The following is a 23,132-nucleotide window of genomic DNA, read 5'->3' as shown; positions in this document are numbered from 1 at the left end:
TGGGGGTGCGGTGCAGGGGTCATTCGGTGGGAGGGGCGACGTAGCCGGCTTCGACGGCGGCGTCGTCGGACGGGAAGAGCAGCACGTCCTGCGGCCGCCAGCGGCAGACCACCGCGTCGCCGAGAGCGAGGCGTGGCGCCTGCGGCGTCGGGCGGCGGACGATGAGGCTCTGATCGTCGCCGAGCCGGACGAGGTACTGCATGGTCTCGCCGAGGTGCGAGACGCCGAGGAGCTCTCCGCGCACCTCGTTCGGCTGCGCCGCGGCATCCGCGTCACCCTCGATCGTGACGTTCTCGGGGCGCACGGCGGCGCTCCCGGTGCCGGACGGGAGCGCGCCGGCGGCCGCTCGGACGCGCACGTGCGCGGTGTCGATGCCCGCGCCGCCGTCGGCGACCGTGCCGCGGAAGAAGTTCTGCTGCCCGACGAACGCGGCGACGTAGGCCGTCGCCGGCCGCGAGTAGACCGTGTCGGCGTCCGCGAGCTGCTCGATCCGCCCGTCGCGCATGATCGCGATGCGATCGCTCATCGACAGGGCCTCGCCCTGATCGTGCGTGACGAAGACGAACGTGATGCCCAGGCGCGACTGCAGCAGCTTAAGCTCCAACTGCATCTCCTCGCGCAGCTGCCGGTCCAGGGCGCCGAGGGGTTCGTCTAGGAGTAGTACCGACGGGCGGTTGACGAGCGCCCGGGCGAGGGCGATGCGCTGCTGCTGACCGCCGGAGAGCTGCGTGGGGCGCCGGCCGGCGAAGCGGCGCATCTGCACCATGTCGAGGGCGGCCGTCACGCGCTCCTGCACCTCGGACTTCGGTGTGCGCCGCTGCGTCAGCCCATACGCGACGTTCTCCGCGACGGACATGTGGGGGAAGAGCGCGTACGCCTGGAACACGGTGTTGACGTCGCGCTTGTTGGGCGGCGTGCCCCGCACATCGGCGCCGGAGATGGAGATGAGTCCGGCGTCCGGGTGCTCGAAGCCGGCGATCATCCGCAGCGTGGTCGTCTTGCCGCATCCCGACGGGCCGAGGAGCGAGATGAACTCGCCGGGCTCGATAGTGAGCGAGAGCCGGTCGACGGCGGTCTGATCGCCGTAGCGCTTGGTCACGTCGGTCAGCACGACGGAGCCTTCTCGGGCGCTCGTCCGGGTCGCGTCCTGCGTGAAGGCTTCGGGTGCCATCGTCACGGGTTCTCCGCTCCTGCGCCGGTGGGGGCGCATTTCGCGTCATTCAATACGTCCGGATCGATGTCGTGCAATGGGCTCCGAAGGGAATCGGACGGATCCGGACGGTCGCGCACGCGGGCTGACAGTTTGTCCGGAGGTCGTTCACCCGTCGGTAACAGACTCTTCTCGCAGCGGTCGATCCCCGCGGCTCTGCGGCGCTCGAGCTCGGCCGCAGGCAACGGATCATCGCGTCACATAAGGAGTTTCCAGGTTTCCCCGGCAGCCCCGTAAAGACGCGGCTCTCGGGAGCGCTCGCGCCGTCGTCGACGTCGATCCGGCTGTTCTGCGCCAATCCGATTCACCGGTGGCTCCCGGATGACCCATCGTGCGAAAGCCGCACTGAAGGAAGGAAAACAGACACATGCGTACCAACCTGAAGCGGACCCTCGTCCTCGGCTCCACCGGACTCGCCGCGGTCGCCCTGACCGCCGGATTCGCTCTGCCCGCCAACGCGGCCGAGAGCAAGGACACCACCACCACGACGGCGACGGAGGCATTCACCGACGTCCTCAACATCAACGACCTGCTGAGCGGATCGATCAGCGGCGGCGACCTCGTCTCTGTCGGCGACATCTCGACGGGCGACATCGGCTCCGGTAACGACGCGCCCATCGGCTCCGGCAACAGCGTCGACGCACCGGTCGGCTCCGGCAACGAGACGTCGATCGATGCTCCCATCGGTTCGGGTAACGAGGTCGGCAACGGCAACGAGGTCGGCTCGGGCAACGACACGGATGTCTCGCCGAACACCGACGTCTCGCCGGAGACGGACACCGACGTCTCGCCCGACGTGAACGGTGAGGTGGGCGACGTCACGAACGACGCCACCACGGAGACCGGTGACATCACGAACGAGGTCACCACTGAGACCGGTGACCTCGTCGACGACATCACGAGCGACGTCGACAGCACCGTCGGCGATGTCTCGTCCGACGTGAACGACCTCGTCGACGGCATCCTGGGCGACTGATCGCCCGCGGGTCGGGCGCACCGTTCCGCGCCCGCCTCGACGGGGCCTCGAGCGTTCTTCGCTCGGGGCCCCGTTGCGTCGGTCGGGCTCGTCGGCACGGTGCCGGCCGGTCCGCGGTCGTAGGGTCGAGCCATGGCACGCGCGCGACTGATCGATCCCCACGAACTCGACCGGATGATCCGGGATGCCGCGCCCCTGACGGTCCTCGACGTCCGGTGGCGCCTCGACCGGCCCGACGGCCGCGCCGAGCACGAGGCGGGCCACGTTCCGGGGGCCGTGTACGTGAGCCTGGACGACGAGCTCGCCGCCCACGGCGCGCAGGAGGACAGCCGGCATCCGCTGCCGGAGGTCGCCGACCTGCAGACCGCGGCCCGACGTTGGGGTGTCGACACCGGCGACACGGTCGTCGTCTACGACGACTGGCAGACATTCGGCGCCGCGCGCGCCTGGTGGGTGTTGACGGATGCCGGTGTGCCCGACGTCCGGGTCCTGGACGGCGGACTGCGGGCCTGGCGCGATGCCGGGCTGCCGCTCGAGTCCGGCACCGTGCACGCGGCTCGCGGTGACGTCGCGCTGACACCGGGTCACCTGTCGCGTCTGGACATCGACGAGGCTGCGGCGCTCCCGGCATCCGGGATCCTCTTCGACGTGCGCGCGCCCGAGCGGTACCGCGGCGACGTCGAGCCGATGGATCCGCGCGCCGGTCACATCCCCGGAGCGGTCAACGCGCCCACCGGCGGCAATGTCGACGAGCGCGGGCGCTTCCGCTCGGCCGACGAGCTGCGCGAGCGTTACGCCGCGTTCGGCGTCACAGCCGACACGGCGGTCGGCGTGAGCTGCGGCTCGGGGGTCTCGGCCGCGCAGGCCGCATTCGCGCTGAGCCTCGCGGGCATCGACGCGGCGCTCTACGGCGGTTCGTGGAGCCAGTGGTCGAACCACCCCGACCGGCCGGTGGCGACCGGCGACCGCCCGTAGCGCTCAGCCGAGAACCGCCCGGGCGGCACGCTCACCCGAGACGAGCGCACCGGCGATCGAGGGCGTCTCGCGGTGATCCCCGGCGACGACCAGCCGCTCCGACAGGCGCGCGGGGGAAGGGTGCCGCAGGGGCGGGGGCAGGGCGGGCAGAGCGTGCGCGATGTCGTCGCGTCGCAGCAGCTCCCACCCGCGGGCTGCGCCGCCCCACAGCCGCTCCAGCTGCCCGCGCACGGCACGCTCATCGGCGCCGCTGTCGAGCAGGCAGCTCGCGGCGACCAGGTGGCGCCCCGGCGGCGCGTAGGCGGGGGCCGTGCGCGACATGACGACGCTGTTGACGATCGGCCCCGACCGGTCGCCGTCGACGACCAGCAGAGCGGATGCCGGTGCCCCTGCGTCCGTGCCGAACCACCACGTCTGTAGCCCGCGCATCGGCGGCGTGGGCAGGTCCACGAGCTCGCGCAGCGCCTCGCCGCCCACCGCGACGACCGCCTCGCGCGCCGCGATCACCTCCGCGCCGCGCAGCGCCACCTCGACGCGGTCGCCCCTCACGTCCATGCCGGTGGCGGCATGCTCGAGGCGGATGTCCGCGCCCGCCTTCCGAGCGAGATCGGCGACGCGGCGGGGGAGGGCGCCGACGCCCGCCGCGGGCACCCCCGGAGTCCCGAGCGCGAACAGGCGCACGAGCAGCGTGGCGTAGGCCGACGAGGTGGCACCCCCGTCGTCGGCGAGCACACCGGTGAGGAACGGCTCGAGCACCGACCACCGCAGCGGTCCCGTCAGCCCGAGACGATCCCAGGTGTCGTGCAGTGTCGCGTCGGGCCCGGCGGCGACGGATGCGGGGCCGACGAGCGCAGGCCCCAGCCACCGCAGGGCCGCCACGAGGTCGCGCGCCGTGACGAGCCCCGACAGGGCGCCCGCGAGGGTCGCCGGCAGCAGGGCCGGGTGCCGCAGCGGGTGCGCGAAGACATCGGACCGGCCGCCGCGCACGACCCTTACTCCGACCGGGAAGGCCCGCAGGTCGAGATCGGCGGGGTCGACCGCGCGGGCCAGGGCGTCGTAGCGCGGGTTCACGACCTGGAAGCCCCGATCGAGGAGGAACCCGTCGACGCGGTCGGTGCGCTGCCGGCCGCCGACCTCGTCCGCCGCATCCAGGACGACGACGTCTCGTCCGGCCTGCGCGAGCAGCGTGGCGCAGCGCAGCCCGGCGAGGCCCGCGCCGATGACGACGACATCGTGGAGTGAGGCCATGGCGACAGCCTCGCACAGCACCTCGCCGCCGCATCCGTAGTTGAATTCAGGGATGCGAGCTGCGTATATGTACGGCCCCGGCGACGTCCGCGTGATCGACGTCCCCGAGCCTCGGATCGAACAGCCCACCGACGCCGTCCTGCGCACGGTCGTCGCCTGCGTGTGCGGCAGTGATCTGCACCCCTACCACTCGATGGCGCCGACCGACGCCGGCCGGTCGATGGGGCACGAGATGATCGGCGTGGTCGAGGAGGTCGGTGCCGAGGTCCGCACGGTCGCACCCGGCGACGTCGTCATCGTGCCGTTCGTCTTCTCGTGCGGCGAGTGCGAGTTCTGCCGCGCCGGGCTGCAGACCTCCTGCCGTGTCGCGGGCATCTCGGTCCCGACCGGCGCGGGCGGTGCGCAGGCCGAGCGGCGGCGCGCGCCCTTCGCCGACGGAACGCTCTACCGCGTCGACGTCGCCGAGGACGACGAGCGGATGCCGGGCCTGCTGACCCTGAGCGACGTGTACGGCACCGGCTGGCACGCGGCCGTGACGGGCGGCGCCGCACCGGGACGGGACGTCGTCGTCATCGGCGACGGTGCGGTCGGACTGCTCGCCGTCCTGTCGGCGCGGCAGCTCGGCGCCGAGCGGATCATCCTCATGGGCCGCCACGAGGCGCGCACCGACCTGGGTCGCCGGTACGGCGCGACCGATGTCGTCGCCGAGCGCGGCGAGGAGGGCGTCGCGGCCGTCCGCGAGCTCACCGATGGGCTCGGGGCGCACGTCGTCATCGACGCGGTCGGTCACCTGCCCGCGTACGAGCAGGCGCTCGGCGCCGTGCGCGCCGGCGGCACCGTCACCCGCGTCGGTGTGCCGCAGTACTCCGACGCGCCGCTCCAGCGCCGGCAGTTCGAGCGCAACATCACGGTCGCCGGCGGGGTCGCTCCGGTCAGGGCGTACATCGACGCCCTCCTGCCGGGAGTGCTCGACGGTACAGTCGACCCCGGGGCCGTCTTCGATCGCGAACTGAGCCTCGGCGAAGCCGCCGACGGCTACCGCCTGATGGATGACCGCGCCGCCCTGAAAGTGATGCTCCGCCCGTGACCTCCGCCCCGCCGCTCTCCGGCATCCAGCACACCCTGCGACTCGGCACCTACGAGGCCGTCGTCGCCTCGACCGGCGCGTCGCTGCGCGTCCTCCGGCACGACGGCCGCGACCTCATCGTCCCGTTCGACGCCGATGAGGTGCGCCCCGATTACCGCGGCACCACCCTCGCCCCGTGGCCGAACCGCATCGTCGACGGGACGTACACGTTCGACGGGCAGCAGCTCGTGACCGCCCTGACCGAACCCGAGCGGTCGCACGCCCTGCACGGCCTGCTCTCGTGGGCGCAGTTCGAGAAGGTCGCGGGCACGGAGAGCACGGTCACCCTGGGCGCGACCGTCGTGCCGCAGTCGGGGTACCCGTGGCGCGTGCGCGTCGAGACGACCTACTCCCTCGGGACGGACGGCCTCACGCAGACGGTGCGTGCGCGCAACCTCAGCGACCGGCCCGCGCCGTTCGGCACCGGCCCGCACCCGTACCTTTCGGCCGGGCCGGCGCCGCTCGACGAATGGACGCTCGCGCTGCCCGCGGCATCCGTTCTCGAGGTCACCCCCGACCGGCTCAGCCCCGTCGCGCTGCACCCCGTCGCCGAGCACGATCCCGAGCGGTTCGACCGGCGCGCGCCGCGCCCCCTCGGCGATGTGCAGCTGGATCACGCGTTCACCGACCTCGAGACGGATGCCGCCGGCACCGCCGTCCTGCGCCTGACCGACCCGTCGGGGGTCGGGGTCGAGGTCACGTGGGGTGCGGAGTGCCCGTGGGTGCAGGTCTACACGGGCGACAAGCCCGACGGGCCGGCGAACCCCGCGCACCGCAACGGCGTCGCGGTCGAGCCGATGACGTGCGCACCCGATGCGTTCAACGCGTCGGCGTACGACTACGACACGGGCGTGCTCGTCCTCGAGCCGGGCGCGGAGTTCTCGGCGTCGTGGCGCATCGCCGCGATCTGACCGGCCCCGGTCATCCCTAGGATGGCGGCATGACGTCGACGTCCTCCTCCCTGCCCCGGTCCGCTCCGTCTGCGCAGGGGGTGGATGCCGCCGGTGTCGAGCGCCTGCTCGACGCGGTCGGGCAGACCGAGGCCGAGATGCACAGCATCATGGTGCTCCGTCACGGCGCTCTCATCGCCGAGGGCTGGTGGGCTCCGTTCGCGCCGGATCTGAAGCACCTCGTCTACTCGCTGTCGAAGACCTTCACCTCTGCCGCGGCGGGACTCGCCGTCGCCGAGGGGCGGTTCGGGCTCGACGACGTCATGATCGATCACTTCCCCGAGCTGGTGCCGGACGACGTCGATGAGAAGTACCGTCGCTACCTCGTGCGTCACGCGCTCACGATGTCGAGCGGGCACGAGCACGAGGCGCTCGACCGCGCGGCCGCCGCCGCCGAAGAGGTCGGTGGCGACATCCTCGCCGGCTTCTTCCGCGTGCCGCCGGAGCGCGAGCCGGGGAGCGTCTTCGCCTACAGCCAGCCGACGATCTACGGCGTCGGACGCCTCGTCGCCAAGACCACCGGCGGCACCATCCTCGACTACCTGCGGCCGCGCCTGCTCGAGCCGCTCGGCATCCACGAGGCGCAGTGGATGATGCTCGGCGACGTCGAGATGGGTTTCAGCGGCATCCACGTCTTCACCGAGTCGCTCGCCAAGACAGGACAGCTCGTCCTCGACGGCGGACGCTGGCGCGGGGAGCAGATCCTCGACCCCGAGTGGGTGGCCACCGCCACCTCGACGCAGACCGAGAACGACACCGCGCACCGCGGCCCCGGAGCGCTCGAGCCCATCGACTGGCAGCAGGGCTACGGGTTCCAGTACTGGATGAACCGGCACGGCTTCCGCGGCGACGGCGCGTACGGGCAGTTCATCATCGTGTGGCCCGAGGAGGACGCCGTCATCGTGACGACCGGCGAGACGATCGACATGCAGGAGCTGCTGAGCCTCATCACCGAGCATCTGCGACCCGCGATGACCGGCGCGGGCACGGCGGAGGCCGACGCGTCGCTCGCGGCGCGGCTGTCCGCGCTCGCGCTGCCGCTGCCCGAGGACAGCGGAGCGGGGTTCTCCGGAGTGTTCGACGCCGAGGTGGCGTCTCCGGTCGTCGGCCCGTTCTCATTCGGTGAAGCGGTGCCCGGCGCGCAGCGCGTCGAGGTGGCCGAGACGGGCGAGGGTTGGACCCTCCGCTTCCTCGGCGAGGGACTCGATGTGACCCTCCCCGTCGGACGGGGCGTCTGGGCACCGGGGGAGTGGCCCGCGCCCGCCGATGGCCTCGACGCGGTGCCGTTCCGCTCCGTCGGCGGTGTCGACGCCGACGGCACGTGCCATGCACGACTGCGAATGATCCAGACGCCGCACTCGCTGCTCGTCGATATCGCGCCCGGTGGTGCCGCGTCGATCGCGTGGCGGTTCCCGCCGCTGCGCGGCGACGGCCCCGCCGGTCACGCGCTGCCCTCGCTCGGCTGATTCGGCATCCCCTCGGTAGACTGGTTGCGAGGGGTGAGCGTGACGGACAAGGAGCGGGTCAAGACCCGGGACGTCGTCGCCGAGGGGCTCTACATCGCGTCCGCGGCGACACGTTTGGCGTTGAAGAACCGCATCCTCGTCGACATCCTCGTCGACGGCGACGACTTCGATCCCGAGCGGTTCGTCGGCGACGCCCGCGACATCCTCGTCTCGCTCGCCGAAGAGGCCGAAGCGGATGCCGCCCGCACCGATCGCGAGCGCAAGGCGGCGCGGACGCGCTACTCGGACTCGAGCGGCACGCACGACTACCGCAGTCGGGATGTCCGCAACCTCCGCCGCCGCCGCAAGCAGTCACTGCACGTCGCGAAGGAGCTGCGGGCGCGCGCGGAGGATCAGGAGGAGCTCCGCAAGCTGATCGTCGACGCGCGCGACGCGGCGTGGGCCGAGGTGTCGAAGAACATCGACCGGTCGCTGCGCATCACGGCCGCGCGCCCCGACCTCGACGCCGACTACGAGCGGATGCGGGTGGCCCGCATGCAGGCACTGCGCCTGGTCGACCTGCCCAAGCTCCGGGCCCACCGTCGCAGCGTCGCCAAGCAGCAGGCGCTGCGCGAAGAGGGCGCCGAACCCGAGCCGATCCTCGAGGCCGGCCCCGGCGGCATCGACCCGGGCGAGCTCGAGTAGCCCCGATTTCGGATGCGGCCCGCCGTGACGTATGCTGTTCCTCGGCCCGGAAACAGGCCATGCGCCCGTAGCTCAATGGATAGAGCATCTGACTACGGATCAGAAGGTTAGGGGTTCGAGTCCCTTCGGGCGCACACCACCCTCAACGGCCCTCGCTTCGGCGGGGGCCGTTGTCGTTTCTGCGTCGTTGCGGTAGCTCGCTGCGAGCCATTCGATAGACACGCCGGTCACGTCCGCCCACCGCACGAAGGCAGATGCGGGCGGTTCATTGATCCCGCGCTCCCAGTTGCTCACAGTGTTGCGAGCGACGCCGAGCGCCGCGGCCATCTGCGTCTGATCCAGGTCGGCCAGCATGCGCGCCTTCCGGAGGCGGTCGTAAGCCGTCCAGGTGGCGTTGTCGATGATCGTCATGCCTAGAGGCTATCGCGGCGCGCACAGAATTTGCGACACGCCGCCGCAAATGCAAGATGCAGTGTGTCGTGTCCTGAATTATCGACCGCATGCACAATATGCGGACACTCGCTCGACCACCACCGTGGCCCAGCGCCTAGAGAGGCGCGGGCACAACAGAATACGGCGGGCAGCAGCGCCACACCTACCGGCATCGAGCACGAGCCGGGGACACGCGGGGGACGGCCGCGAAATCGAACACTCGTCATCCCGAGCACGAGCCGGGGGAGCGGTCAAGGCATGACCGGGCGCTCACATACCCATCAGCATCCCGCCGTGCATATCCCGTCCGTGTCGGTCTAATCCACCGAGTCAGCACGACCGCCCAGGCTCCGCCCTGGCTCCGTCGAGCAGGCCCCTCCAAAGCGTCATCACACGTGTAGGGGGGCCAGTTCTCCCACCCTTCACCTTCCCTTCACCATCGAGCAGGACGAGCCGATGCCTAACGGATGCCGCACCTTCAGCCCCGGTCACGACTTCGACCCGGTGAGCGGGTGGTGCGCCCACGGATGCGGACACCGCGACGACGGGCGCATGTTCATCAACTCGCGCGGCGTCGTCGCTGAAGGCCCCGACTACACACCCGAGCAACTCCACGAATTCCGAACCAAAGGACAATCCCGATGAAGATCCAAGGCCGCCTCCCTGCCGGTGACCGTGATGGGCTCACAGCCCTCGAACCCGCCGTGACGAAGAACCGCTCGCCCCTCGTCGCCATTGTCATCCTCGACCCGAAGCGGATTGACGAGGACGTGGACACCGGTCATCGCGAGGCCGTCATGCGCATCCGATCCGTCGAGGCGTTGCTGCCCGACGACCTCGACGCCGCCCTGCGACTTCTCCGTCGCGCGTATGAGCACCGAACCGGCGCCGTGACCTTGCCCATCGACCTCGAAGACGAACTCCGAGACGTGTTCACGAACATCAACTTCGAGACGGGCGAGGTCAGCGACGACGACGAGGCGGCGAGCGAATGAGCACCGAGGGCGTCGCGCTCGGCATCCGCATCAAGGAACCGTCGAGGCCCTCCCACGCCGTCGTCGTGATGACCAGGCGGCTCAGTGACCTCATCGAGGCGGCCGCGCCGATCCGATGCGCCGCCGAGGATGGTGGCCTCGACGCGACGACCGCACAACTCGACCGCATCATCGCGCATCTCGACGTGCTACGAACGGTCCTCGTGGTCGAGGGCGACGAGCATGTCGAGGTCGCGCGTGCCTACGCCGACGTGTGCGAGGACCGGATGCTCGCTCACGCCGTCTACATCGGGAAGGCTCGCCGTGGTCGCGCCTGACTACATCGACCCGCTCGTCGCGATCCCGCTCGGCCTCGTCTTCGCCATCGTCGCCGTCTTCCTCGAATGGCGCGCAAGCCGTGGGCGCTAAGCACCGAACGCCCGAGTATCACCGCAACGCCCGCATCGTCCGAGCCCGCGTCAAGGTAGCTCACCGCCGACACGAGCCGGTGCCGTGCTGGCGAGGCGGTGGGCCGATCATGCCCGGCCAGCCCTTCGACGTAGGCCACCGCACCGGGGCCACCGGCTCGACGCTGCACGACCTCGCACCCGAGCACCGGCACGAGACGCCCGGATGCTGCAAGGGCAACCGAGCCCACGGCGGTGCAGACGGCGCAGCTCTAACCAACGCCCGACATCGCTCCACCATCAAGCCGACCAGCCAAGGGACATCGTGGCCGATCTGACCGAACACACGTCCGACTCTTCTTTGAGTGCGGCCGTTACAACTACCGCCTCCGGCAGCAAAATCCCCCCCCGGATGGACGAGACTAGCGACCCCATCGCATGTGCGTTCGAGAGTCCGCGCGATTGGGACGGCACGCCGATCCCGCACGACGTGGCGATGCACCCCCTCATGGAAGAGGCCGCGTGGGTCGCACTCCGCGACCGCGGCCGCGATCCCCTCGACATCACACCCACGGTCACGACCTACCAGTCGCGCGCCGAGTTCCTCGTCGGCGCGTGGGTTCTCGACAAGCTCGTGCCGCCGCGTCTCGGCGGGTCTCTCCTGGGCAACCTCCAACCGCAGATGCTCCTCACCAACGACGTGCTCGCCGCCGAGCGCTTCGCCAACGCGGTCCTCGAACCTCGCCGATCCTCGAAGACGACGAGCCTGTGGTGCGTCCTCATCGGGCGGTGCTACATGCGACCGGTCTACATGGCCGGATACACGATGCTCACGACCGCGAAGAAAGCGGGCGAGCGCTTCAAGCTAGATGTGCGCGACCCGATCCGCCGCAAGTGGCGCGACCCGAAGGCCATGCCGCTGAAGCTCACAGACGGCAACGGCAACCTCGGCATCGAGTTCCCCAACGGCTCCAAGCTTGCTGTCCTCTCGCCCAACGGCGACGACGTGCGATCCGGCGCGTATGACGCGCTCGTGATGGACGAGGGCGGCGAGGCCGAGCCCGAAATGTGGGATGACATCGTGGGCGCCGTCGTTCCGTCGTTCGACACCCGCGGCCCCGGCGCGCAACTCATCTACGCCGGGACCGGTGGCAAGTACCGCGACGGCTCGCACTTCTGGGCGACGATGCACGACCCCGCCGCGGGGCGCATCCGCTACGGCGTCCCCGACGACACGAGCGACGAAGACCTACAGACATGGGAGCAAGTCGGCCCCCTCATCGAGCGCATCCACCCCGGCCTAGACGGGCTCACGACCATCGAGAGCATCCGCCGCAACTTCCCGATCCTCGGATGGCTCCGCTTCGCGATGGAATACCTCGGCCACTTCGGTCGAGCCGCGGGCAATGACACCGTCATCGCATCGGCCGGCTGGATGCACACCACCCAGGACGGACCCGTGCCGAGCGGTGTCGAGCCCCAGGCCCTCGCGTTCGCCGTCCACCCCGGAGGGCTCTGGGCATCCATCGCCGTCGCGTGGTATCTCCCCGACGAAGATGGCGACCTCGCCCGCGCCGCGTGGGCGCTCGACGGCGACGACACCAACGCCGCCCCGCCTCGCATCGGCTTCAAACTCCTCCACCACCAAGAAGGCAACGCCCACCTCGACCGCAAGCTCTGGCAGTACGTCAAGCAGCTCCGACTGCCCATCGTGTACGACGGGGGCGCGGCGCAAGAGAAGTCCGTCATCCAAGACCTCATGCGCGTCGCGCGGCCGCGGCCGCAGACGCGACCTGTCACGTTCGGCGAGAAGGCCGTCTCGCACACCCGCCTCCTCAACGGCATCACGCACAACACCGTCGCCCACTGGGAGCAGCAGCCGCTCGACAAGGCGGCGAGCGGCGCGACCAAGCGCATGTCGGGCAAGTCGGTCCTCTTCGGCATCCCCGACACCGACCCGACCTTCGACATCACCCCGCTCGAAGCGGTGGCCATCGCGCTCTACGCCCTGCCCGATCCGAAGGCGAAGAGCCGCGCGCCGCTCGTCTTCGGCTGAGTTATCCACAGGCCCGGCTAACACTCCTGATCCACCCGACCGGAAAGTCATTCCCGATGTCGCTCATCTCTCGCCTCCTCTTCGGGTCCGCCAAGACCGCAGACAACGTGCTCTCGGTCGGCGCTCTCCCGACACTCTCGCCGTGGGCTGGCGCGTCGAAACTCGAAGGTCTCGTCTACTCGGACATCTACGGCCCCACCGAGACCGAGGCCGTCACCCGCGAGACGGCCATGACCGTCGCCCCGCTCGCCCGCGGCCGCGGCGTCATCATCGGCGCGCTCGGCGACCAGCCCTTCGAGCAGGGCGACTGGGACGGCGAGAACTTCAACGCCGACGACCAGCAGCCCGAATGGCTCACCCGCACGAACACAGAGCAGACCGCCTACCACCGGTTCACCCTCTCGCTCGATGACCTCATGTTCACCGGGTGGTGCCTCTGGGCCGTCGAGCGCGACGAAGCCGGGACGATCACCGACGCCGCCCGCGTGGACCGCTCTCGCTGGACGTTCGACTCGGCCGCCGAGGCGACCGGGCTCTCGCTCGACGGCCGCCCCATCACGGACCCGAGCACGGTGATGCTTTTCATGGGACCGCACGAAGGACTCCTCACCGTCGCCCGCGAGACGATCCGTGGATGGCGGCACATGGAACGCGCCTGGGTCGGCCGCGTCCGCAACCCCATCCCCGCCCTCGTCATCAAGGAAGACGTGCAGGGCCAGGTGAACGACGACGAGGCCGCCGAGATCGTCGGCAAGATCGCCGCCAACCGGTCGAGCCCCAACGGCGCCGTCATGTTCCTGCCCTACGGGCTCACCGCCGAAGCCCTCGGCCAGGTCGAAGCCGACCTCTTCAACGAAGGCCGCAACGCCGCCCGCATCGACGTCGCCAACCACATGAACCTGCCCGTCTCGGCCGTGGACGGATCGACCGCCACCGCGTCGCTCACCTACGTCACCCAGGAAGGCGACGCCGCGCAGCTGTCCGACGACCTCGACTTCTGGATCGCACCCTTCGAAGCGCGCCTCTCCAAAGAGGCCCCCGATGGCAAGCGCATCCGCCTGCGTCGCAGCAACCAGCCCGACGCCAAGCGCGGCGGCGACGCCGCACCCGCACCGGCACCGGAGGCCACCGCATGACCGAGCACGGCACCTACTCCTACGACCCCGCCACGCGCACCGTCCGCGGCATCCTCATGCCGTTCGGCGAGGCCACGAGCGCCGCCGACATTCGCAACGATGTCTACAGCGCCGACACGATCCACATTCCGGCCGACCCGGAAGTTCTCACGCTCAACCGGCAGCACAACCGCTTCGACCCCATCGGCCGTGCCACCGTGTGCGAGGTCCGCGACGCCGGGGTCTACACCGAGTACCGCATCGCGAAGACGCCCCAGGGCGACGCCTGGCTCGCCGAGCACGTCGATGAGTACGGCAAGCTCCGCCCCACCGGCAAGCTCCGCAAGCTTTCCGCCGAGGTCACCGACATCGTGCGCCAGGCCGGTCGCATCGTGAGCGCCCGCCTCACCGGCGCCGCTCTCGTCACCGAAGGCGCATTCGCCTCGGCCGCGCTCTACGAGGCCACGACCTCCGAGACGCACAACGACACCTACACCGACGAGGACGGCGTCACCTGGCGCCGCGTCGAAGAGGTCAACCGAGCGACCGACGACGACGGCACCACCGTCGTCACGTCCACCGTCGTGACCTCCACCGAACCCGCGCCCACCACCACCGACACCGACACCGACACCGACACCACCGACACCGACGCCGACGAGGCCGAGGAAGACAAGGAAGAGGAATACCGCATGACCCTCAGCCCGACCGGCGCCGCCATCGCGACGCCCCGCCCCACGCTGGACGGCCTCTACGCCGCCATCGCCCGCAACGACCGCGAGAGCCTGGACCCGTTCGCGAGCGCGGGCGAACTCTTCGCCCTGAAGACCGTCCAGCACTCCGGCACCGGAGACAAGACCATCGGCACCGACACCGCCGAGCCCGGCTTCCTCGGCGAGCTCTGGAAGCGCGCACCGTTCATGCGCCGCATCATCCCGCTCCTGAACGTTCAGACGCTCACGAGCTACAAGGCCACCGGCTGGCGCTGGGTGTCCCCGCCCGAGGTCGGCGACTACGCGGGCAACACCGCCGAGGTCCCGTCCAACGAACTCGACACCGAGTCCGTCGAGGTCACCGCGCAGCGCCTCGCGGGCGGTCACCGCATCGACCGTCGCTTCCGCGACTTCGGTGACACGAGCGTCATCGCGTCCTACATCGAGCACCAGACCGACGACTACAAGCGCAAGTCGGACGCCAAGGCGGGCGCCGCTGTCCTCGCCGCCGCGACCGTCACCGCGCCCGGTGCCGTCCCGGCCGGCATCTCGAAGGGCCTCGCCGCCATCGTGGACGGCGCCCTCGCCGTCATCGCGACGGAGAACAGCCCCTCGTACGCGCTCGTGGACCCGACCCTCTGGCGGGACATCCTCCTCACGCCGAAGGACGACATCCTCGCCTACCTCGAAGCCAGCTTCGGCTTCGAGCAGGGCAGCGGCCCCGGCTTCTCCATCCGCCCCTACGCGACGGGCGGCAAAGTCATCGTCGGCGCACGCGAGGCGCTGACGTACTGGGAGCTTCCCGGTGAGGCGCCCATCCGCGTCGATGGCCTCGTGCCCGGCAACGGCGCGGAGGACATCGCCGTCTTCGGCTACTACGCCTCGCTCGTCAACAACGCCGAGGCCATCCGCTCGGTCACCCCGGCCGCCGCGGGCGCCTGAGAGACGGGGGCGTAGGCAATGGCTCAATGGCTCACCGCCGAGGACGCAGACATCGAAGATGTCCTCGCGTACCTGTGGACCGACGCGCCGGTCGAAGAACCGAAGGTGCTCGGCATCTACCTCGGCGCCGCCAAGGCAGCGTGCATCGCCTACGCCCCCGAACTCCCCGAGGGGACCGAGGGCATTCCCGACGAATGGGTGCTCGCCCAGGCGATGCAGGCGCGCAACGCCTACAACGCCGGGGGCGCGCCGGTCGGTGGCGGCGACGCCAGCGGCGGCGCGTACGGCATCGCGACCTACCCGCTCGACTGGCACGTCAAGCAACTCCTCCGACCGCAGCGCGCCGTGGGAGGCATCTTTTGAGCACCGTCCCCAAGGCGCTCGAAGCCCAATTCAAGACCGACTTCGAGGCCATCCCCAGCCTCGCCAAGGTCAAGGTCATCGCCACCGAGAAGGTCATCGACGCGCCCCGCACGCCGACCCTCCTCATCCGGCAGACCAGCATCGGGCGATGCCCCACGGCGCCGCTGTCCCACCGCAACGTCGGCATCATCGCGACGCTCATCAGCCCGCACGAGGACATGGACCGCGCGGGCGAGCAGCTCGCCGACCTCGTCGCCGACCTCCTCGACTACCTCGACACCCGCTTCGCCCACGACGACGCCACACAGGTCGGCTACAACGACCGGCTCGCGTACGACCTCCCGCTCACCGTCATCGCTGCAAAGGACAAGTGACATGGCAGACATCACGCCCAAGCCCATCATCCTCAACGACATCACGCTCACGATCGGCGGCGCGAACGACTACGCCGCCACCGTCTCCCGCGCGGTGCTCACGCCCACCGTCCCCACCGCGAAGTGGAAAGGCATGCGCAAGGGATCCGACATCAACCTCGTCGGCGAGCCCGACTGGGTGCTCGACCTCAACTTCGCCCAGGACCACGAGACCGCCGCCAGCCTCTCGACCTACCTCCTCGCCAACATCGGGCAGGTCAAGGAAGTCAACTTCGCCCCCGTCCGCGGCGGCAAGGGCTACAAGATCAACGTGGTCATGGTGCCCGGCGCCATCGGTGGCGACCTCGGCTCCGCGGATGCCGCCACGTCGTCCGTCCAGCTTCCCTGCAACGGGCAGCCCACCGTCGTCGCCTGACCGGGGCGCGGCGATGCGCATTGACGCTCTGAAGTCGCGCGAGCTACTGGCGACCATCCTCGCCATCAAGTCGCTCGACAAGACCGTGCGGAAGATCAACCGCCAACAGACCAAGCGCATCGCCGCCCCCGAATGGCGCAAAGCCCTCGCCCAGCACGCCGACACCCGTCTCGAACACCGCGTGATCGTAGACACCGCCGTCGTCACCGTCTCCGACCAGAACGTCCGCATCCAGTCCGCGTCGAAGGGTCGCCCCCTCTCCGGAGGACTCAACCCGAAGACCGACTATCACGCCATCGAGTTCGGCGTCGACCAGTCCAAGCGCACCACCTACCAGCGCACCCGCAAGGGCAACCGCCACCGCGTCACCCGCCGCGTCGGCAACGCCCTCCGCGCCCGCCGCTGGCCCACCGGCTACGTCTTCTTCCCCACCGCCCGCACGTTCGTCCCCCGCATGGCGTCCCTCTGGGTGCAGACCACCGTCCGCACCATCGCCAACGCCCTCGAAGGAAAGCAAGAGTAATGGCCCTCACACTCGACGTAGGCGCGAACACTCGCGCAGCCGTCCGCAACGTGGGCGACGTGGGCGAAGCCCTCGGCGAAGTCGCCGACTCGCTCGATGACCTCGCCCGCGAGTCGCAGCAGAGCGGCACCCGCGTCGAGCGCGCCTTCGATGACGCCGCCGACGCGGGCACCGAACTCGGCCGCGATGTCGAGCGCGCGGGCGACAAGATCGAGCGCACCTTCGAGGCCATGGTCCGCGACGCCAAGAAGGCCGACACCGCCGTCGAGAAGGTCGGCGACGGCGGAAAGCGCGGCTTCGGCAAGGCCAGTGAAGCCGTCAGCGAGTTCAAGGACGAAGCGAACTCGAACCTCTCCGAGGTCGTGTCGTCGTTCGACGGCTCGATGTCCTCGGTCCAAGACCTCGTGCAGGGCACCCTCGGCGGGCTCGCCGGTAGCCTCCCCGGCCTCGGCGTCGTCGCGGCCGGTGCCGCCGCGGGCGTCGGCCTCATCGGCGCCGCATTCGTCGCGGCCGACGAGGAACGGCAGCGCTTCCAGGACCGCGCCAACGACCTCGCCTCGGCCTACATCAACGCCGGGCAGCAGGTGCTCGACGCCATCACTATCTCGTCGCGGCTGGGCTCTGTGCTCACCGAGGACGAGACGCGCAAGCAAGCCGAGGCCCTTGTGCAGACGCTCGGCGTGGACCTCCCCGACGCGGCCCGGATCATCGCGGGGGATGCCAACGCTCTCGCGGCCGCGTACTCGCTCCTAGACGAGCGGCAGGCATCGCTCCGAGAGCAGATGAGCGCCACCAGTCAGGTCGGCGAAGAGCAGATGATCGAGTTCGGTCGCGCCGAGGGTGGCATCGCCGCGGCGCGCAAGGAACTCGACAAGTACTCCGAGAGCAACGCCAAGGCCCGCGAGGCCGCAGACGCTTACTCGCAGGGTCTCAAAGACCTCATCAGCGAGGCGGGCACCGCGACCGAGTACGTCGATGACCTCGGAAACAAGCTCGTCCAGCTTCCCGAGGGCGAAACCATCTTCATCGACGCGAAGACCGGCCAAGCCTCCCTCAACATCGACCGCTTCCAGGGCGACGTGGACAAGCTCCGCGGCCGCACCGTCAGCATCAGCGCCGACACCTCATCCGCGTACGCCGCCATGGACCGCTTCCGCCGCGACGCCGCCCGCGGCATCTCCATCAGCGTCATCGGGAAGTACGACTCAGGACGTAGCGGGAGGCCCTTCCAGTGACCACCACCATCACCTACAGCGGTGGCCCCGACATCACGCCCACGCTCGCGCTCATCCAGACCAGCAGCATCCGCTCCGAGCCTCGCACAGTCGTGCACCCCATCCTCGACGGCGCACCCATCCACACCCTCCGCAGCGCCTCGCCGCGCCGCGGCGTTCTCACCCTCGGCTTTCTCAGCAACGCGGACGCGCGTGACTGCTTCGGTGCCCACGAGGTCGCGGCCATCTTTCGTATCGAGTCCGACGACGACCCGCTCGTCAACTTCCGCTACGTCGTCACCGGCGGCGACATCGAGATTGCACCGGACGAAGAGACCGTCGCGGGATGGGTTGTGCGCGTCCCCTTCGAGGCGGTGATCGGGTAATGCCCACCGTTGCCGAGCACCGCGCAACCGTCGAAATCGAGAAGACCGGCGAAGTCTTCCGCATCATCGACATGAGCCTCGGCATGGACCTCGAATGGACCCCGTTCATCCAGGCCAAGCTCACCGTCCCCCTCACGCCCGACATCGACAAGCTCGACCCCACCGCCGAAGTCCTCTGGGTCACCGTCCGTCTCGACCGGCGCCTCGGACGCACCGACACACTCGCCGACTTCACCCGCCGATACCGCGGCCGCAAGGTCAGCGCCGTCTCCTCCGACTTCAACGGCGACCGGCTCAGCGCCGTCACCGCCGCGACCTATCACGACTACGACACCCCCGGCGTTGAGCAGACTCGCACCTTCCGACTCATCATCGAGACGAACGAGGTCGACCGCGCCGCCGCGCGCGCAACCCTCACCCTCGCGAGCGCCGAATCGCTCCTCCTCACGGACGGCAACCACGGCCGCGACATCACCATGGGCGGGCCGACATGGGGCGACGTGCTCACCACCGTCGTCGCGCGATCCGGGCTCACCCGCGAGCCCCTCGGCCCCTTCTACGACGACCCCCTCACCACCACAACGCCCGACAACGTGAACGCCCGGTGGCTCGGTGGCGCGTCCGCGTGGGACTTCCTGCAGCAGCAGTATCGCCAGCGGTGGGACCTCTTCATCTACGCGGATGAGCAAGGCGTCATCCGTCTCCGCAGGGACCGGAGCACCGGCAACAACCGCACCCTCAGATCGGCCGGCCCCGAGCGATCCGTCATCAACGAAGTCTTCACCGCGTCCCGCGAAGACAACTGGTACGAGGCCGTGCACGTCATCTGGGAGAACGCCCGCGGCATCGCATACACCGGCAAGCGTGGACCCGTCCTCGAGATCCGCCGCCCCGGCGTGGGCGCTCCCGAACCCATCCCCGAGCAGCCCGACATCTACGCCCGCAAGTTCCTCGACAACATCAAGCGCCGCGGCGACGCGCTCGAGCTTCTCGCCGTCAGCGACTACAGCCTCACGCCGGGCGACCTCGGCTACTACACCACCCCCCGCACCAACCGACGCGGCCGCATCGTCGCCGTCGAGTGGCAATGGCCGCAAGACGAGATGAGCGTCCGACTCCGAGAAGTGGAAACGATCTAATGGGCTACATCGACGCCAACGGCGCCTACATCTACGAAGAGACCGACATCGCTGACCCCGGCGCCGGATTCAGCGAACTCCTCAACCAGGGAACACGACGAGTCCCGGCCCTCGTCCGCACCCGTGTGGTCGCCGAACTCAACGACGACGAGAACATTCGCCAGGTCGCCGCCGAGCGCGTGCAGGAAGAGGTAGACGGCCTCCGCATCGTCACCGAGGAACCGGCGCCCGACTGGTACTGGCGCATCAAGTACGAGAACGGCGAAACCGCTATCGGCCGCCGCGGCGACAAGAGTGTCGTCTTCCCGGGCGGCGAGCCCACCGTCGAAATCGACGCCGACTGGCTCTGGCGCATCCGCTACCAGGACGGCGAGGTCGCCATCGGACGCAAGCGAGACGGCACGGTCGTCTTCCCCGGCCTCGGCTCCTCCGCGCTGAGCGGACTCTGCCTCGTCGGCGACTCCCTCACCGCCAACCGCAGCGCATCCGCCAACGCCGAACTCGCAGCCGCCACCGGAGGGCGACCCACCACCGTCGTCGCCATCGGTGGGCAATCACCCAACCAGATCGTCGCGATGTACGGCGGAGCACCGGGCACGCTCACCGTATCCGGCGGCGTCATCCCCGCCAGCGGAACCGTCACCGTCACCGCAGACAGCGCCAACATGGGCAACCTCGCATCGGCCGGTGTGCGGAGCTTCGACGGCGTGCTCGGTGGCGTCCCCGGCGTCTATCGAGTCGAAACCCTCGGCGGCGGCGCATACGCCCGCAGCTTCACCCGCACCACCGCAGGCATGGCCGTCGCCATCCCCAACGGCGCACCCTTCCAAACCGGTTTCAACTACCGGCGAAGCAAGCTCGTGATCCGCGTCGGCCGCAACGGCGTCCGCACGCAGACCGCCGCGGCCATCGTCGAGAAGATCGGCCGCGCCCTCGACTGGGCAGCCTCCCCGTCCGACGCGATCGTTCTCTCGGTCCCGGCCTTCCCCGGCGACGAGAAGGGCACCGCCAACCGGGTGCAACTCGACGCTCTCAACGCGGCCATCGCCGCCGCGTTCCCCACCCAATGGCTTGACGACTCCGCAGCGCTCACCAGCACGGCAGCGCTCGACGCGGCAGGCATCACCCCCACCACCCAGGACCAAACAGACCTGGGCAACGGCATGATCCCGACCAGCTTCCGCGTCTCCTCCACGGACGGCCACTGGAACGCCGCTGCATACGGCATCTCGAACCGACTCATCGCCGCTCTCGGCAACGCGAAATGGAAGGACTGACCTAAATGGGCATCGACATCATCATCCGAGGCAGCGGCCCCGGCGACGGACCGAAAGACCCGCCCACCTGGACCCCCGGAACCCTCGGCGGGCTCATCAAGACCGGCGGCGTCGAAGCGACCCTCGCGAAGCTCGCGACGACCGACCCGGCCGGGCGTCCGCTCATCCGACTGGATCGCACCGACACCGACGAGACGCAGGCTTATGCGTTCGCGACGGTCACCGCCGCCGACCGGCCCGCAGGCTTCAGCATCCTGACCGGGCAGCGACTCCGCATCTTCGGCTACGTCCGCGCCAGCCGTGCATGCGACCTCGTGGCGCCGCAGATCGTGGACGTCTCCAACGGCAACAACAGTGTCCACTCCGTTCCGGCTATCGCCATCACCTCCGGGTCGAGCAGCTACACGCGATTCGACTTCGAGGCCACCGCCGTCCGCGACTTCGGCTCGACGCAGGGGGTGCGCTGGGGCGCGCGTCCCTCCGGCCAGGCCAACGGTCCTCACGCCGCACCGCTCCGCCTCGACATCGGCTTCTCGATCCAGTCCCTCGCCTGAGGCCCAGAAAGGAACCCCTCACATGCGATTCTTCGAACACTCCATCAGCGGCGACCGCGCCGCCCACGCCGCCCGAGGCGTCGGTCCCGCGACCGACTACGAGACCCCCATGCGGACGGTCATCGACGCGCCCTTCGCGGGCTCGCTCAGCCGCCGCGACGGCGCCGACGTGGGCTTCGGACTGAAGCTCACCGGAGACAAGTACATCTTTGTGGGCGCGCACCTGGACGACGCCGTGCGGCCGGGGCGCAAGGCGTGGCGAGCCGACATCGCCCGGTCGGGGAACACCGGCCAGACGACCGGCCCGCACTTCCACTGCTACATCATCATCCGCGCGACGGGTGAACGCATCAGCTTTAAGGAATGGCTCGACCAGTACGTCAACGGTCCCAAGAGCGCGCCGAAGCCCGCGGGCAAGCCCACCAAGACCCTCGTGGGCAGCACAATCGTGCTCGGCTCGTGGTACTGGTACGCCACCGCAGCCAACGCCGACAAGTTCATCGACAAGCAGGGCAAGAAGGCCGGGCAGAACATGCTCAGCGGCCCCTACACCGTCCTCGCCGTCGCGGCCAACGGGTCCATTCAGGTGCAGTCCAACGGGAACCGCACCAAGCGGAATCCGAAGGGCCTCGTCTGGGTCCACGAGTCCGCAGCCGGGCACGTCAAGCGATGACAGAACCCGTCCTCCTTGCGCTCATCTCGTCCGCGGGGCTCATCGGTGTCGCGCTCGTCACGGCGGTCCTCGCGCCCGTCGTGCTCGCGCGGCTGAAGTCCATTGAGCAGCAGGTCGCGAACGATCACCGCAAGCCGGACGGAACCCCGCTCAACCTTCGCGACGACCTCGACACGAAGCACGACGAGAACAAGGGCATCATGCTCGCGATCCAGCGTGACGTGGCGTGGCTCATGCGCCAGCAGGCCGAGACGGACCACCGGCTCGACTCCGTAGAAGACACCCTCCAAGGAAAGAGGAAGCAATGAACGAAGACATCCCCGAGACCCGCGCCGAGGCGCGAGCGATGATGGACGAGCCTGTCACGTACGAAGCGGAACTCGTGGGGGAGGGCGACGCGTTCCTCCCGCTCGCCTTCCGACGCGCGCTGTATGTCGCCAGCCTCGTCGGCGCCGTCGTCGCGCCCGTCCTCGCAGTCAGTCAGCCCGACTACGCCGCGGCCATCGCGACCGGGTCGGGCGTGCTTGCCGCGGCCGCGGCCGGTGCCGCACTCGCCAATCCTCGACGTTAGGGGCAGACCTCGGCGAGGTAGGCCAGCACGACCTCGGGCTCGTAGTTCACCTGTAGCCCAACCGATTCGCTGATTTGCAACCGGCCGTTCAGGTCCATCGGGCAGTACAGGTCGAGCACCGGACTACCCTCGCCGCCGAAAGTGCCCTTCAGCGTCGCGCGCGCCCCGTCCGTCAGTTCGCTGACGAGCGGGGCGCTCGCCTCTGTCTGTTCGGGGGCGGGAGGCTCCACCGTGATCGTCACCGGGGGAGCTTGCACCTGCACCTCGCGCGTCACGGTGACCGTGGGAGAGGGCTGAGCGACCGCGCAACCGGTGAGTGCCACGGTGAACGCCACTGCGGCTGAGCAGGCGAGCTTCCTCATGCCTCGA

At 69.7% G+C, this 23,132-nt stretch carries 27 protein-coding genes and 1 tRNA gene; 24 read left to right on the top strand and 4 right to left on the bottom strand.

The window, feature by feature from the left end; translation table 11 throughout:
• Window positions 1-19 precede the first annotated feature (19 nt).
• Window positions 20-1,171 carry an ABC transporter ATP-binding protein gene (locus ACIGEP_RS15615; protein ID WP_396662543.1) on the bottom strand — a complete coding sequence of 384 codons (1,152 nt, stop codon included), beginning with the start codon at window positions 1,169-1,171 and terminating at the stop codon, window positions 20-22.
• A gap of 406 nt (window positions 1,172-1,577) precedes the next feature.
• Between ACIGEP_RS15615 and ACIGEP_RS15610 the strand changes: the two genes are divergently transcribed.
• Window positions 1,578-2,186 (top strand): hypothetical protein, encoded by a 609-nt coding sequence (locus ACIGEP_RS15610; protein WP_396662542.1) that lies wholly within the window; start codon window positions 1,578-1,580, stop codon window positions 2,184-2,186.
• Window positions 2,187-2,318: 132 nt separating this feature from the next.
• Window positions 2,319-3,161: a sulfurtransferase gene (locus ACIGEP_RS15605; protein ID WP_396662541.1), complete on the top strand. Its 843-nt coding sequence runs from the start codon at window positions 2,319-2,321 to the stop codon at window positions 3,159-3,161.
• Between the two features lie 3 nt (window positions 3,162-3,164).
• On the opposite strand, the gene ACIGEP_RS15600 is transcribed toward ACIGEP_RS15605, so the two are convergent.
• Window positions 3,165-4,409: an NAD(P)/FAD-dependent oxidoreductase gene (locus ACIGEP_RS15600; protein ID WP_396662540.1), complete on the bottom strand. Its 1,245-nt coding sequence runs from the start codon at window positions 4,407-4,409 to the stop codon at window positions 3,165-3,167.
• A gap of 52 nt (window positions 4,410-4,461) precedes the next feature.
• Here ACIGEP_RS15600 and ACIGEP_RS15595 point away from each other — a divergent pair, with 52 nt between their 5' ends.
• The 5 genes from ACIGEP_RS15595 (at window position 4,462) to ACIGEP_RS15575 (ending at window position 8,769) form a co-directional block, all read left to right on the top strand.
• Window positions 4,462-5,496 (top strand): zinc-binding dehydrogenase, encoded by a 1,035-nt coding sequence (locus tag ACIGEP_RS15595; RefSeq protein ID WP_396662539.1) that lies wholly within the window; start codon window positions 4,462-4,464, stop codon window positions 5,494-5,496.
• Entirely contained in the window at window positions 5,493-6,446 is a 954-nt protein-coding gene (locus ACIGEP_RS15590; protein WP_396662538.1) for an aldose 1-epimerase family protein, read from the top strand. The genes ACIGEP_RS15595 and ACIGEP_RS15590 overlap by 4 nt, the downstream gene beginning before the upstream one ends.
• A 29-nt stretch (window positions 6,447-6,475) precedes the next feature.
• Window positions 6,476-7,951, top strand: coding sequence for a serine hydrolase domain-containing protein (locus ACIGEP_RS15585; RefSeq protein ID WP_396662537.1), 1,476 nt, complete (start codon window positions 6,476-6,478; stop codon window positions 7,949-7,951).
• Window positions 7,952-7,990: 39 nt separating this feature from the next.
• The gene (locus ACIGEP_RS15580; protein WP_396662536.1) at window positions 7,991-8,635 is read left to right on the top strand and encodes an asparagine synthase; all 645 of its coding nucleotides are present in this window, start codon (window positions 7,991-7,993) and stop codon (window positions 8,633-8,635) included.
• Between the two features lie 61 nt (window positions 8,636-8,696).
• Window positions 8,697-8,769 (top strand) — tRNA-Arg (locus tag ACIGEP_RS15575).
• Here ACIGEP_RS15575 and ACIGEP_RS15570 read toward each other — a convergent pair.
• On the bottom strand, window positions 8,735-9,046 hold the full coding sequence (locus ACIGEP_RS15570; RefSeq protein ID WP_396662535.1) for a helix-turn-helix domain-containing protein: 312 nt from the start codon (window positions 9,044-9,046) through the stop codon (window positions 8,735-8,737). The genes ACIGEP_RS15575 and ACIGEP_RS15570 overlap by 35 nt on opposite strands.
• Window positions 9,047-9,708: 662 nt before the next feature.
• On the opposite strand from ACIGEP_RS15570, the gene ACIGEP_RS15565 reads away from it, so the two are divergent.
• The 17 genes from ACIGEP_RS15565 (at window position 9,709) to ACIGEP_RS15485 (ending at window position 22,763) form a co-directional block, all read left to right on the top strand.
• Window positions 9,709-10,062 (top strand): hypothetical protein, encoded by a 354-nt coding sequence (locus ACIGEP_RS15565; protein WP_396662534.1) that lies wholly within the window; start codon window positions 9,709-9,711, stop codon window positions 10,060-10,062.
• Window positions 10,059-10,379, top strand: a complete 321-nt coding sequence (locus ACIGEP_RS15560; protein ID WP_396662533.1) for a hypothetical protein — start codon at window positions 10,059-10,061, stop codon at window positions 10,377-10,379. The genes ACIGEP_RS15565 and ACIGEP_RS15560 overlap by 4 nt, the downstream gene beginning before the upstream one ends.
• 481 nt (window positions 10,380-10,860) lie before the next feature.
• A complete protein-coding gene (locus tag ACIGEP_RS15555) occupies window positions 10,861-12,504 on the top strand; it encodes a hypothetical protein (protein WP_396662532.1) in 1,644 nt (547 codons plus the stop codon).
• A gap of 56 nt (window positions 12,505-12,560) precedes the next feature.
• Window positions 12,561-13,640: a phage portal protein gene (locus ACIGEP_RS15550; RefSeq protein WP_396662531.1), complete on the top strand. Its 1,080-nt coding sequence runs from the start codon at window positions 12,561-12,563 to the stop codon at window positions 13,638-13,640.
• A complete protein-coding gene (locus ACIGEP_RS15545; RefSeq protein ID WP_396662529.1) occupies window positions 13,637-15,274 on the top strand; it encodes a hypothetical protein in 1,638 nt (545 codons plus the stop codon). Before ACIGEP_RS15550 ends, ACIGEP_RS15545 begins: the two co-directional genes overlap by 4 nt.
• 18 nt (window positions 15,275-15,292) lie before the next feature.
• A complete protein-coding gene (locus ACIGEP_RS15540; RefSeq protein ID WP_396662528.1) occupies window positions 15,293-15,637 on the top strand; it encodes a hypothetical protein in 345 nt (114 codons plus the stop codon).
• Complete coding sequence (locus ACIGEP_RS15535; protein WP_396662527.1) at window positions 15,634-16,011, top strand: hypothetical protein; 378 nt, start codon at window positions 15,634-15,636, stop codon at window positions 16,009-16,011. The genes ACIGEP_RS15540 and ACIGEP_RS15535 overlap by 4 nt, the downstream gene beginning before the upstream one ends.
• 1 nt (window position 16,012) lies before the next feature.
• Window positions 16,013-16,426: a hypothetical protein gene (locus tag ACIGEP_RS15530; protein ID WP_396662526.1), complete on the top strand. Its 414-nt coding sequence runs from the start codon at window positions 16,013-16,015 to the stop codon at window positions 16,424-16,426.
• A 13-nt stretch (window positions 16,427-16,439) separates the two neighbouring features.
• Window positions 16,440-16,949 (top strand): hypothetical protein, encoded by a 510-nt coding sequence (locus ACIGEP_RS15525; protein WP_396662525.1) that lies wholly within the window; start codon window positions 16,440-16,442, stop codon window positions 16,947-16,949.
• Entirely contained in the window at window positions 16,949-18,184 is a 1,236-nt protein-coding gene (locus ACIGEP_RS15520; RefSeq protein ID WP_396662524.1) for a hypothetical protein, read from the top strand. The genes ACIGEP_RS15525 and ACIGEP_RS15520 overlap by 1 nt, the downstream gene beginning before the upstream one ends.
• Window positions 18,181-18,549 (top strand): hypothetical protein, encoded by a 369-nt coding sequence (locus ACIGEP_RS15515; protein WP_396662523.1) that lies wholly within the window; start codon window positions 18,181-18,183, stop codon window positions 18,547-18,549. The genes ACIGEP_RS15520 and ACIGEP_RS15515 overlap by 4 nt, the downstream gene beginning before the upstream one ends.
• Window positions 18,549-19,688 carry a hypothetical protein gene (locus ACIGEP_RS15510; protein WP_396662522.1) on the top strand — a complete coding sequence of 380 codons (1,140 nt, stop codon included), beginning with the start codon at window positions 18,549-18,551 and terminating at the stop codon, window positions 19,686-19,688. Before ACIGEP_RS15515 ends, ACIGEP_RS15510 begins: the two co-directional genes overlap by 1 nt.
• The gene (locus tag ACIGEP_RS15505) at window positions 19,688-20,965 is read left to right on the top strand and encodes a hypothetical protein (RefSeq protein WP_396662521.1); all 1,278 of its coding nucleotides are present in this window, start codon (window positions 19,688-19,690) and stop codon (window positions 20,963-20,965) included. The genes ACIGEP_RS15510 and ACIGEP_RS15505 overlap by 1 nt, the downstream gene beginning before the upstream one ends.
• Before the next feature lie 5 nt (window positions 20,966-20,970).
• On the top strand, window positions 20,971-21,519 hold the full coding sequence (locus ACIGEP_RS15500; RefSeq protein WP_396662520.1) for a hypothetical protein: 549 nt from the start codon (window positions 20,971-20,973) through the stop codon (window positions 21,517-21,519).
• 22 nt (window positions 21,520-21,541) lie between these two features.
• Window positions 21,542-22,192 (top strand): hypothetical protein, encoded by a 651-nt coding sequence (locus ACIGEP_RS15495; protein ID WP_396662519.1) that lies wholly within the window; start codon window positions 21,542-21,544, stop codon window positions 22,190-22,192.
• Window positions 22,189-22,500: a hypothetical protein gene (locus ACIGEP_RS15490; RefSeq protein ID WP_396662518.1), complete on the top strand. Its 312-nt coding sequence runs from the start codon at window positions 22,189-22,191 to the stop codon at window positions 22,498-22,500. The genes ACIGEP_RS15495 and ACIGEP_RS15490 overlap by 4 nt, the downstream gene beginning before the upstream one ends.
• Window positions 22,497-22,763 (top strand): hypothetical protein, encoded by a 267-nt coding sequence (locus ACIGEP_RS15485; protein ID WP_396662517.1) that lies wholly within the window; start codon window positions 22,497-22,499, stop codon window positions 22,761-22,763. The genes ACIGEP_RS15490 and ACIGEP_RS15485 overlap by 4 nt, the downstream gene beginning before the upstream one ends.
• Here the strand turns inward: ACIGEP_RS15485 and ACIGEP_RS15480 are convergent.
• Complete coding sequence (locus ACIGEP_RS15480) at window positions 22,760-23,125, bottom strand: hypothetical protein (protein WP_396662516.1); 366 nt, start codon at window positions 23,123-23,125, stop codon at window positions 22,760-22,762. The two genes, ACIGEP_RS15485 and ACIGEP_RS15480, sit on opposite strands and share 4 nt — an antisense overlap.
• Window positions 23,126-23,132 lie beyond the last annotated feature (7 nt).

It is taken from the genome of Microbacterium sp. NPDC077663 (assembly GCF_044542795.1).
Taxonomy (GTDB): Bacteria; Actinomycetota; Actinomycetes; order Actinomycetales; family Microbacteriaceae; genus Microbacterium.
The sequence above is the reverse complement of the archived record's forward strand: the minus strand, read 5'-3'. Positions and strand labels throughout refer to the sequence as shown.